Origin of the sequence: Clostridium sp., from assembly GCF_018372875.1 — a bacterium.
Taxonomy (GTDB): Bacteria; Bacillota; Clostridia; order Clostridiales; family Clostridiaceae; genus Clostridium.
This window is the reverse complement of record NZ_JAHAIF010000068.1, coordinates 1-12,249: the sequence shown is the minus strand read 5'-3', so window position 1 is coordinate 12,249 and position 12,249 is coordinate 1. Positions and strand designations below refer to the sequence as shown.

The following is a 12,249-nucleotide window of genomic DNA, read 5'->3' as shown; positions in this document are numbered from 1 at the left end:
TACCAAGCTTTTTCTTATGTTTCTTTATTCTAGTACACTTTGTATTTCTACGTAATTTCATTGGTAAATCTGTATTCTTTACATCCATAAATCCAAGATATATATAGTTATACAGTGTCTTGGTACAAACCATTTGAGATCGATTAAACCTACCGGTAGCGATAGCTTCCCCAATACAAGCATCTGGGGACCATGAGTCCTTTGTGATTTTGTCTACAGTGTACTTAATAAAGTCACTACATTCTAATAGTTTAAAATTGCGACAAGAATTTGAACGATGTTTTTTATATACCGCTTCGCCAGTATCGGCAAGGTATACTTCAATATGGTTTACTTGCTTTATTTGAGTAGTCGTACCACGACGTATTTCATTTAGAATAGTATTTATTGATCTGCCAAGTTCTTTAGATATCTTATATGCTGAAAATCCATCTTTTAAACGAAGCTCTATAGTCATACGTTCTGAAAAATTCAAGTGTTTATTTTTGCGTGATTCTGTGTTAATATTTGAGTGATCCATAGTGATTATCCTCCGTGTATGTTTTGTTTAGCGATTAAATCATAACACAGAATAATCCACTATGGATTTTTTATTAGTTCAATTTCATTTTACAATTAGTCAAATTTTTTTATTATATAATTCTTCAATGATATAATTGGATTAACGTTTAAGTATGAGGTGGTTGTGATGAAAGATAAGTTCACACTAATAACTGGTGGAAGCGAAGGGATTGGTTTTGAGTTAGCAAAGTTATTTGCTAATGATAATAATAATATCTTATTAGTTGCTAGGAGCAATGATAAGTTAAATGAAGCAAAAGAATATTTGAAAAAGAATTATGATGTAGATATTATTACAATTAGTTTAAATTTATCGGTGGATAACTCTTGTGAAAAACTATTTAAATTTGTGGAAGAAAATAATTTGATTGTGGATAATTTAATAAATAATGCTGGAATAGGTTCATTTGGTTTTTTTCATGAAGAAGATAATGGATTTGAAGAGAAGATTATAGATTTAAACATAACATCCTTAACAAAGATAACAAAATATTTCTTAAGACAAATGATTAAAAGAAAAAGTGGTGGAATATTAAATGTAGCATCCACGGCAGCTTTTGTTGGAGGCCCTAAGATGGCTCTTTATTATGCAACAAAATCCTATGTATTAACTTTAACTGAAGCAATACATGATGAAGTACAAGAATATGGAGTTAAAGTAAGCTGTTTATGTCCGGGTCCAGTTAAAACCTCATTTCAAAATAAGGCTGGCATAAAGAAATCAGAAGGTGCCAAAAAGTATTTAATGAATGCAGAAGATGTTGCAAAGATTGGGTATGCTAATTATAAAAAAGGAAGAACAATAATTGTACCAGGGATTAAGAATAAAATTTTGGTTATAGGAAATAAATTTATTCCTAGAGCCATAAGCAGAAGAGTGGTATTAAAAAGCAATAAATATTAGGGGGAAGGAATTAGTGAGTAAACTTTTTGACGGATATGTATTAGTATCAGATATGGATGGAACATTAATTGGAAGTGATAAGATAATTTCTAGTGATAATAGAGAAGCAATTGATTATTTTATTAGTGAAGGTGGATTATTTACAATAGCCACAGGAAGAATGTTACCATCAGTATTAGAATATAGGGAAAGCTTAAATTTAAACTTACCAATTTTAATTCATAATGGTGGAAAGATATATGATGTTATAAAAGAAAAAATAATAAGTGAGGTATATATAGAGGAAAATAGAAAAGAGGCAATAAAAAGAGTAGCTAATGACTATCCTAATTTAGGAATAGAAATATTTTCTGATGAGGTTGTATATGTATATCAAAGTTGTAGATTTACAGAAAGATATAATAGACACAATTATGAAATTGTTTATGATGTAGATGAGAGTTTATGGAACAAAAATTGGGTAAAGGTTCTTATCATAGGAGAAGAGGAAGAACTAAATAAAATTGAAGAGATATACTACAGTAAATATGATTCTGGGTCAGCCTATAGAAGCGGGAAAAATTATTTTGATATAGTTGCAAATGGAGTATCTAAGGGACAAGCTTTAGAAAGTTTAATTAATAAATATAAGTTAGATAAAAATAAAGTTATTGCAGTTGGGGACAATATGAATGATTTAGAAATGCTTAAAGTAGCTAAATATGGATTTGTAGTAGAAAATGGGGAAGATAGAGTAAAGGAAGAAATTGATTTAATAGCATCCTCCTGTGATGAAAATGCCATTAAGTTTGTAATAAATTATATAAAGAATAAGATATAAGTAATTTTTTAAGCCAATTCTGTTAATACTAATCAATAAAAGATGAGGAGTGTTATTATGAGTTGGCTTAGTTATATTCTTTTTATATTTGTTTTATACTCATTTTTAGGATGGGTATTAGAAGAAATATATTGTTTTATAGTTACAGGGAGATTTAAAGAGGATGGTTTCTTGAATGGACCATTTAAACCAATGTATGGTTTTGCTATGGCAATAATAATATATATAAGTGAATTCACAATTATTAGTAATACTTTGTTGTGGATTTTATTTTTTATAGTTCCTACAGCAGTAGAGTATATTAGCGGATACATTATGAAGAAAACATTTAATAAGATGTATTGGGATTACAGTGAACATAAGTTTAATATAGATGGATTCGTATGTTTAAAGTTCTCTTTATATTGGATCTTTTTAACTGCTTTTGTAGTATATATATTACAACCATTAGTTAGTATAGTGTTTTATAATTACTTTGATTTTATATCAAATATAAGTCCTGTATTTATTGTATACATATTAATAGATTTTGTTATGACCATAAGTAGCCTAAATATTAATTATAAGGCTAATGATTAGAGATTAAGAAATATTATAAATTCACTTTCTAATATGGAGGAGAAGCTACATAAGACAGCAAGTTTAATAGGAGGGATTGTACAAGATCCTTATTATAGAGTAAATAATACATTATTCATAGAAATAGTTAAATAAAAATAAGTAATATTTCACATAAACTTGAGTGAAATATTACTTATTTATTTATAAATCAGTTAATCTACCCTTATTCTTAAGATGAGCTATTAATTTACTAGGATCGTTCATTATTAGTTCTTCTGGGAAGTTAATAGATTCTAACATTTCTATTGCTTTATCAAATTGACCAATACTAAATGAGATATGGGCATCAGATGTAACAATTATTTTTGTATTATGCTTTTTACAAAGTTCAGCAATATACCTACAGTTTGATTCACTGCCAATTCTTGTATCGCCCAATAAAGAGGTATTATTAATTTCTATCATGATATCTTTTTCTTTTGCTTTTTTAACAATAGTTTCATAATCTAAGTCATATATAGGATTGCCTAGATGTCCTAAGATTTCAACCTTTTCATTTTTATCAATAGCATTAAGCATTGCGCTCATATTTTCTTTTAATGAGCATGGGGGAAATACAGGCTCATGAAATGAAGCGATTAGATAATCTATATAATCAGAGACTTTTTTAGATATGTCTAATGTACCTTCTGTATCTAATATATTTGCTTCGCATCCTTTTAGAACAATTACTCCATTTACTGTTCTAGGAACTACTCTTAAGTTGCTAATGTTCCATACATGAGGAGCTCCAGGCATTGATGGACCATGATCAGAAGTACCTAGTATTTTAATTCCATTTTCAGCACAATAATTAATATTTTCCATTAGTGTTGTATAAGCATGCCCACTAGCTATTGTGTGAGTATGCAAATCTGATAGTAGTTTCATAGAAAAGTCCTCCTTTGTAATAATTACATCATATGTTTAGTATAGTTTAAATTTGTCTTGACAGCAAATAATTGATAAATTAGAATAATATAAAAGAATAAAATGAATAAGTAAAGATACACTTTAAATTGGTCCAGAGAGGCCAGAAAGGAGTCTGAAACTATGTTTAATGCTTTAGAAAATATTTGCATAGCTTTGTCTTTAAAGACATTTAAAAATTATAAATATAATAGGATAATGAGGAGACCAGAGTTTCTGTAAGTCTCTTTATTATCCTTTTCTTTTTATCTTAAATGTCGATAAAGTGTTATCTTAACTTCAACATAAAAAAGGGAGGGCTAAGCATGAAAGCAAAGCTTATTTTAGAAAATGGTATGGTATTTGAAGGTAAAGCCTTTGGTCACCTAAAAGATAGTGTTGGTGAAGTAGTATTTACAACTGGTATGACTGGATACCAAGAGGTTTTAACAGACCCTTCATACTATGGACAAATCGTAACAATGACATATCCTCTAATAGGAAACTATGGAATAAACCTTGAAGACATGGAATCTGATAGCCCAAAGGTTAGAGGGTTTATAGTAAGAGAAAAATGTAATTTACCAAATAACTTTAGGTGTGAGCTAGAATTAGAAGATTTCTTAAAACAAAATAAGATAGTTGGACTTGAAGGAATAGATACAAGAGCTCTTACAAAGGTTCTAAGAAATAATGGTACAATGAGAGGAATCATTGCAATTGATGAATTAGATAAAAGCGATATAGATGAAAAAATTAAGTCTTTCTCAAATAAAGAAGCTGTAAAGACTGTAACAACAAAGAAGTCTTACACAGTTGAAGGTAAAGGAAAGCATGTAGCTGTAATTGATTTTGGTATAAAGCAAAATATATTAAGATGCTTTAAGAAGAGAGGATGCAAGTTGACAGTATTCCCAGCTGATACAAAGGCTGAAGATATTTTAGCTATAAATCCAGATTTAGTATTCTTATCAAATGGGCCTGGAGATCCAGAAGATTTACCAGAAGTAATTGAAAATATAAAGAAGATAGTTGGAAAGAAGCCAATAGTAGGAATCTGCTTAGGTCATCAATTATTAGGGTTAACATTAGGTGGTCAAACAACTAAGCTTAAGTTTGGTCATAGAGGATGTAATCACCCAGTTAAAGATTTAGAAACAAATAAGGTTACTATAACCTCACAAAACCATGGATATGTGGTTCAAACTTTACCAGAAGATGTTGAAGCAACTCATATCAACATAAATGATGGAACTATAGAAGGAATGAAGCATAAGAAGTTACCTATATTCTCTGTACAATTCCATCCAGAAGCTTCAGCAGGACCACAAGACAGTGAATATATATTCGATAAATTCATGGAATACGCACTATAGGAGGTTAGGAATATGCCATTAAATAAAGATATTAAAAAAGTATTAGTTATAGGATCAGGGCCAATAGTTATAGGACAAGCAGCAGAGTTTGATTATTCAGGAACTCAAGCTTGTCAAGCTTTAAAAGAAGAAGGAATTGAGGTTGTATTAGTTAACTCTAATCCAGCTACAATTATGACTGACAGAGAAGTGGCAGATAAGGTTTATTTAGAGCCATTAACTGTAGAATTTGTAGAAAAGGTTATTGCAAAGGAAAGACCAGATAGTTTACTTGCTGGTATGGGTGGTCAAACAGGACTTAACCTTGCAGTTGATTTACATGATGCAGGAATATTAGAAAAATATAATGTAAAAGTAATAGGGACTTCTATTGAATCTATTAAAGAGGGAGAAGATAGAGAACTATTCAGAAATATGATGAATAGAATCCAAGAACCTGTCATTCAATCTGAAATAATTACTGAATTAGAAGCGGGAGTAGCTTATGCTGGTAAGATTGGATATCCAGTAATAGTTAGACCAGCATATACATTAGGGGGAACTGGTGGAGGAATAGCTAATAATGAAGAAGAGTTAAGAGTTATTCTTGAATCAGGATTACAATTAAGCACAATAGGACAAGTTTTACTTGAAAAGTCAGTTAAGGGATGGAAAGAAATAGAGTATGAAGTAATGAGAGACTCTTACGGAAACTGCATAACTGTATGTAACATGGAAAACATTGACCCAGTTGGTATCCATACAGGCGATAGTATAGTTGTAGCTCCTTCTCAAACATTGTCAGATAAAGAATATCAAATGTTAAGAACAGCATCTATAAACATTATAAATGCAGTAGGAATAGAAGGTGGATGTAACGTACAGTTCGCTTTAAATCCTAACTCATTTGAATATGCTGTAATAGAAATTAATCCTAGAGTTTCAAGATCTTCAGCTTTAGCATCAAAGGCTACTGGGTATCCAATAGCAAAGCTTGCTGCTAAGATAGCTTTAGGATATGGATTAGATGAAATAAAGAATGCAGTTACTCAAAAAACTTATGCTTGCTTTGAACCAACATTAGACTATGTAGTATGTAAAATTCCAAAGTGGCCTTTTGATAAGTTTTATGGTGCAGATAGAGAACTTGGAACTAAGATGATGGCTACAGGGGAAGTAATGGCTATAGGTGCAAACTTAGAACAAGCATTACTTAAGGGAATAAGAAGCTTAGAAATAGGAAAATACTCATTAGACCACAAGAAGTTTAGAGAGTTCAGTATGCAAGAACTTAAGGAAAGAGTAATGTCTCCAGATGATGAAAGACTATTTGCATTAGCTGAAATGCTTAGAAGAGACTATAGAGTAGATAAAATCTGTAAGATTACAGGAATAGATAGATTCTTCGTAGAAAAGTTTAAGTGGATAGTTGAAGAAGAACAAAGATTGAAATTAAGCAAGATAGATGATTTAGATAAAGAATGGTTATTAAACTTAAAGAAAAAAGGATTCTCAGATAAGGCTATAGCAGATATGTTAAAGGTTTCTCCTGAAGACATTAATAGATTAAGAGATATATGGAATATAAAACCTGCATATAAGATGGTTGATACATGTGGTGGAGAATTCGAAGCATTATCACCTTACTATTATTCAACTTATGAACAATATGATGAAGTAGAAGTATCAGATAAGAAAAAGGTAATGGTTATAGGTTCGGGGCCAATTAGAATAGGACAAGGTATTGAATTTGACTATGCTTCAGTACACTGTGTATTAGCACTTAAGAAGCTAGGAATAGAGACTATAATTGTTAATAACAACCCAGAAACAGTAAGTACAGACTTTAATATTTCTGATAAGTTATATTTTGAACCATTAACAGAAGAGGATGTATTAAGCATAGTTGAAAAAGAAAATCCAGATGGAGTTATACTTCAATTTGGTGGACAAACAGCTATTAAGCTTGCAAACTTCTTAAAGGAAAAGAAGATACCAACATTAGGAACTACAGCAGATCAAATAGATATGGCTGAAGATAGAGAAAAGTTTGATGCTTTACTAGAAGATTTAGGAATTTCGAGACCAAAGGGTAAAGGAATCTGGTCAGTTGAAGAAGGGCTAAAAGAAGCTGAAAGATTAGGATTCCCTGTACTTGTTAGACCTTCATATGTAATTGGTGGTCAAGGTATGGAAATAACTCATGATGAAGAAGAATTAACATTTTACTTAATGCATGCATTTGAAAAAGATTCAAAGAACCCAATACTAATAGATAAGTACCTAATGGGTAGAGAAATAGAAGTAGATGCAATTTCAGATGGAGAAGATGTTCTTATACCAGGTATAATGGAACACTTAGAAAGAGCAGGGGTTCATTCAGGGGATAGTGTAACTATGTATCCAACACAAAATGTTAGTAAAGAGATTAAGGGTGCGATATTAGATTATACTAAGAAGTTGGCTTTAGCAATAGGAATAAAAGGAATGATAAATATTCAATTTATCGAATTTGAAGGGCAATTATATGTAATAGAAGTTAATCCAAGAGCTTCAAGAACTGTACCTTATATAAGTAAAGTAAGTGGGGTTCCAATAGTAGATATAGCAACTAAGGTTATGTTAGGAAGTAAGTTAAAGGACTTAGGATATGGAGTAGATGTATACAAAGAACCAGAATTAGTATCAGTTAAGGTTCCTGTGTTCTCAACTCAAAAGCTACCAAATGTTGAGGTATCATTAGGACCTGAAATGAAATCTACAGGAGAGGTTTTAGGAGTTGGTAAAACAGTTAATGAAGCATTATATAAGGGATTTGTAGCAGCTGGAATGTTCCCTAAGAAGGGTGAAATATTAGCTACTATAAATAAGCATGATAAAGCTGAATTTTTACCAATGGCAGTTAGATTATCTAAATTAGGATATAAGTTTGTAGCTACAGAGGGAACTTGTAACTTACTTAAGGATGCAGGTATAGATGCTAAGAAGGTAAGAAGAATCTGTGAAGATTCACCTAATATACTAGATGTTATAAAGAATAAAGAAGTAGAATTAGTTATAAATACTCCAACTAAGGTTAATGATTCAAAGAGAGATGGATTTATGATGAGAAGAGCAGCTGTAGAGAGAAATATAGGAGTTATTACAGCGCTAGATACTCTAAGAGCTATAGTAGATGTTAAGGAAGAACATCTTGAAGATAATAAAGAATTGAAAGTTTATAACTTAGGAAATTAATATAATGACAAGGAAGACTATATTACTATATGGTCTTCCTTTCTTATATTGGAATAAAAGTATAAATATTTGTTGACATACGAACAAAAGTTCGATAAAATTAAATCAACAAACAGGTGTTCGTATGGAGGGTTATTATGAAGAATAATGATATATTTGTAAAACTAAATGTTAAAAGCATGGGAGAGGTTAGAAGTTTAATAATAGATAAAGATAACTTAAAAGAAAATGACGGAAATAAATACATAATGTGTGCGGGTAAATATGATAGGAATGGATGGACAATAGTCTTTAAGGCTAGAGATTATAAAGAAGCGGAATATATAATTGAGAATACACCATTAAAGGCAAAGAAAAGTTGCAATATTGAATTATTTGCAAAGCCTCATCCAATATATTGTTAAATATAAATACAATAAAAGCTATTCACATTAGACATGCTAAGGATAAATAGCTTAAATGTTATATTCTATATTATTAATTACTACTGATAATTCATTTATAAGATTAAGAAACTTTCCTTCATTTTTTTTGTCTGAGCTCTTTACGATCTTAACAATAGGTCTTAAAGGATAGTTTGGTTGAGTTTCTTGTACAACGGCAATATCCCCATTGCTTAACTTCACTATAGTTCCAAAAGGGAATGGAACTATTATTTTTGAAAATACTTGAACCATATTAAAATCAAATAACTTATTAACATTTGCCATTATATATTCTAAAGCATCACTTGCACATAATGCACGTCTATAGCACCTATCAGAGGTAAGTGCATCATATACATCTGCAATTGATACAATTTTAGCTAATTTATTTATCTCATCACATTTTAAAGCATTTGGATAACCTAATCCATCAATTCTTTCATGATGTTGAAGAGCAATTAATTTAATAGAAGATTTTATGGATGGACTTTTATTAATATAATCATAACCTAACCTAGGGTGTTCTTTAATTTTCAAAAATTCTTCATATGTTAATGGGCCTTCTTTAGTTATTAAATCATTAGGAATAAACACTTTTCCTATATCATGTAACAATGCTCCTATGCATAAATCTATAAGTTCGGACTTTGGTAGTTGTAAACCTATTCCAAGCACTAAAGATATAACTGCAACATTCACACAGTGTTGATATGTATACATATCCATGCTTTTTATATCTACTAAGCTAACTAATACGTTTTTATTTTCCAATATATTGTTTAATAACTCTTCAGCAATATCATTAATAGATTTAAAATAGTCTTCTTGTTTTTTTAGAATCTTATTTTTTTCTTTTGAATTAATTATATTTAAACTAGATAGTTTTTTCATATTGTTAAAGCTATATTTTATTATTGAAGTTGCTTTGTTTCTAAGTTCTGGCTTAATTATATCTTCAATTTCACTTTGACTATAGCCATCTTCTATGTAAATTGAAAATATATTTATTTGTTTAATCTTTTTAATTAAACCTTCAGTCAGAATAACTCCACTTTTTAAGAGAGTTCTGCCAGAATTATCATATATAGTTTTACCTAAATAAGATCCTGTACGGACAGACTCTACTGGAACCAGTCGCATCAAAACACCTCTCTTAATATATAAAATCAATAAAATTATATCATATTTTGTAAGAAAGTACTATTAATTGGATAATTTGAAAAGAAAAACTCAAGTTTTGTTGAACAGCTCCAGACCTACTTAACAGGGGCTGTTAAATAACTTGAGTTTTTCTATATTATATATCTAATAAATTTTTCTTGTATGAAGAATATAGGTTTCTAAGCTCTTCCATTTTACTCTCTAGTTCTAGATAAAGTTCAGATGCATTTAAATAATCTTCATTGATAAATGCTGATTTGATTCTTGTAAATAAACTTTTATTTGTGTAAGAATCTTTCATTATATAATGTCTTAATTCATTAATTTTCATCCAATTAGATACATCTAAGTCTAAAGCTTTATCAAGAGAATGTAGTGGTTTAAAGCTCCTTATTTCATGAGTATATTTATTAATTACTCTATTACCTATTTCAGTACACCATCTTTGAAGTGTAGCCATTTTAAAGCTATTAATTAATTGATCTGTAAGTACATCATTTCTTTTTAAAACATTGATTTTTTCTGGGTACTTATCTAATGCAGAAAGATTTTCATATATAGTAGCTGGTGCTGTTCCATACATTTTATTTCTTTCTTCTTCAGTGAAGTCCTCAAATACATCATCTTCACTTCTGTAAGATCTATTCTTTTCTAGATAGTCTGCATCTTCTCCGTATTGTTTTGATAACTCTTTAAGAAGATCTTCTTCAGTTTTATTATTGTTCACTGCATATAGTATACCATCTAACATTGCCATATATGAAACAGCCATTGCTATATATGCGTTAGAATGAGGGTTTGGTGAACGTAATTCAAATCTAGTAGCAGCTGGATTTGATAAGTCTCTTATTAAACCTACAAGAATAGTTCTATTTCTTGATGGATTAGTTGGATGTAATCCAAGAGAAGTAACTATACATATTGGGGCTTCAAATCCAGGTCTTAGTCTTTTTAAAGCATTGTTAGTTGATGATATAAATGGATTCATAACTTCATAGTTCTTTAGAATACCCATTAATGCTCCGTATCCAAGTACACTTAAAAAATCTTCTTTAGTTGCATGGAATAAGTTTATTCTTTTTCCGTTCTTTAATTTTAAACTTACTCCTAGGTGTATGTGCATACCAGAACCTGCTACTCCATCAAGTGGTTTAGGCATAAATGTTACTTCAAGTCCATTTCTTCTAAATGTTTCTTGAGTTAATATCTTTACAAATAATTCATTATCAGCAGCTTGAACTGCATCAGCATATTTCCAGTCAACTTCAAGTTGCTCCATTATATGATTGAATTGACCTGATGAATCAAGTTTAGCTCTTACGCCACCTACTTCCTTATGTCCCATTTCTGGTTCAAATCCATAAGCCTCCATAAGTAATAAAGTTTCTTCTAAAGCTGTTCTTACAGAACCTTTTGTTCTTGTCCAATAATGTTCATGTAATACTTCGGAAGTTGATAATTCTTCTACTTCTGCATTATCATTAGGTGTTTTAACCCAGAATTCTAATTCTGTAGCAGATGTAATAACTATCTCATCTATATCTTCTTTAGTTGCACCATAAGCTTTTATTACCTCAGGTTTAGTATTAAAGATATCAATAAGGTTTTCTTTAAATGTTTTTATAGCTGAGCTAAGAATATGTCTTGAGTCTACAGCCTTACCATCATGATATAAGAAACAAGGAATTCTTAAGGTACCTATTGGTTTATTAAGAGAAGTATCTATAAAGTCATAGTTATAGTCTACAAACCATTTACAATCTAAATCTGTAACCATATCTACTTTTGCATTATTAAGAGTAGCAATTCCAGGAAGAACAACGGAGGAACCATCAGTTTGTACTGCAACGCCATATAGAAATGAGTCTAAATCATCTAAGAATACTTTAACTGGTATTTTTTCGTCAGTATCATTACCAGAAAGGTCAATACCTACAAATGAAACAAATTTTATTTCTGGATGATTAAGTAGTATAGATTTTATATCTTCTTTGCTATGTTTATCCTTTGGGATGGTATAAATTAAGTTGTTAATCATAGTATAAATTCTGCCATAATAAATAAAAAATATGAAAATTAGGCGAGAATTTCTTCACATCCTTTCATATATAAGTCGAATGAAATTAATTATATAAATTATAACATTCGCATATACTTACTTCAAGAAATTATTATGATATGTTTGAGTCAAGTAAAAGTTGGCAATAATTTCACTTATTTTTATATCCATTATTCTACAGTTGACTTTTATAATTTCACTACCCAAACCTACTTTTA

Annotated in this window: 10 protein-coding genes; 6 read left to right on the top strand and 4 right to left on the bottom strand. The window is 30.0% G+C overall.

Going from position 1 to position 12,249, the window contains the following annotated elements; translation table 11 throughout:
• Nucleotides 1-520 (bottom strand): helix-turn-helix domain-containing protein (locus tag KIB46_RS15110; protein ID WP_291672957.1); only part of this gene is annotated, 520 nt, incomplete at its 3' end.
• A gap of 168 nt (nucleotides 521-688) precedes the next feature.
• Here KIB46_RS15110 and KIB46_RS15105 point away from each other — a divergent pair.
• Genes KIB46_RS15105 through KIB46_RS15095 form a run of 3 tightly spaced genes read left to right on the top strand, consistent with a single transcriptional unit; the run spans nucleotide 689 to nucleotide 2,864 of the window.
• A complete protein-coding gene (locus KIB46_RS15105; protein WP_291672955.1) occupies nucleotides 689-1,465 on the top strand; it encodes an SDR family oxidoreductase in 777 nt (258 codons plus the stop codon).
• Nucleotides 1,466-1,478: 13 nt separating this feature from the next.
• Nucleotides 1,479-2,285 (top strand): Cof-type HAD-IIB family hydrolase, encoded by an 807-nt coding sequence (locus tag KIB46_RS15100; protein ID WP_156562629.1) that lies wholly within the window; start codon nucleotides 1,479-1,481, stop codon nucleotides 2,283-2,285.
• Between the two features lie 57 nt (nucleotides 2,286-2,342).
• On the top strand, nucleotides 2,343-2,864 hold the full coding sequence (locus tag KIB46_RS15095; protein ID WP_291672953.1) for a putative ABC transporter permease: 522 nt from the start codon (nucleotides 2,343-2,345) through the stop codon (nucleotides 2,862-2,864).
• A 183-nt stretch (nucleotides 2,865-3,047) separates the two neighbouring features.
• On the opposite strand, the gene KIB46_RS15090 is transcribed toward KIB46_RS15095, so the two are convergent.
• Entirely contained in the window at nucleotides 3,048-3,776 is a 729-nt protein-coding gene (locus KIB46_RS15090) for a phosphatase (protein ID WP_291672951.1), read from the bottom strand.
• Nucleotides 3,777-4,120: 344 nt separating this feature from the next.
• Between KIB46_RS15090 and KIB46_RS15085 the strand changes: the two genes are divergently transcribed.
• The 3 genes from KIB46_RS15085 to KIB46_RS15075 all read left to right on the top strand — a co-directional run bounded on the left by KIB46_RS15085 (nucleotide 4,121) and on the right by KIB46_RS15075 (nucleotide 8,790).
• Entirely contained in the window at nucleotides 4,121-5,170 is a 1,050-nt protein-coding gene (locus tag KIB46_RS15085; RefSeq protein ID WP_156562637.1) for a carbamoyl phosphate synthase small subunit, read from the top strand.
• A gap of 12 nt (nucleotides 5,171-5,182) precedes the next feature.
• Complete coding sequence (carB, locus tag KIB46_RS15080; RefSeq protein WP_291672948.1) at nucleotides 5,183-8,386, top strand: carbamoyl-phosphate synthase large subunit; 3,204 nt, start codon at nucleotides 5,183-5,185, stop codon at nucleotides 8,384-8,386.
• Nucleotides 8,387-8,523: 137 nt separating this feature from the next.
• Complete coding sequence (locus tag KIB46_RS15075) at nucleotides 8,524-8,790, top strand: hypothetical protein (RefSeq protein WP_291672946.1); 267 nt, start codon at nucleotides 8,524-8,526, stop codon at nucleotides 8,788-8,790.
• A 51-nt stretch (nucleotides 8,791-8,841) separates the two neighbouring features.
• Here KIB46_RS15075 and KIB46_RS15070 read toward each other — a convergent pair whose 3' ends face one another.
• The gene (locus tag KIB46_RS15070; RefSeq protein WP_291672944.1) at nucleotides 8,842-9,951 is read right to left on the bottom strand and encodes an HD-GYP domain-containing protein; all 1,110 of its coding nucleotides are present in this window, start codon (nucleotides 9,949-9,951) and stop codon (nucleotides 8,842-8,844) included.
• 157 nt (nucleotides 9,952-10,108) lie between these two features.
• Nucleotides 10,109-12,010 carry a glutamine synthetase gene (locus tag KIB46_RS15065; RefSeq protein WP_291672942.1) on the bottom strand — a complete coding sequence of 634 codons (1,902 nt, stop codon included), beginning with the start codon at nucleotides 12,008-12,010 and terminating at the stop codon, nucleotides 10,109-10,111.
• Nucleotides 12,011-12,249 lie beyond the last annotated feature (239 nt).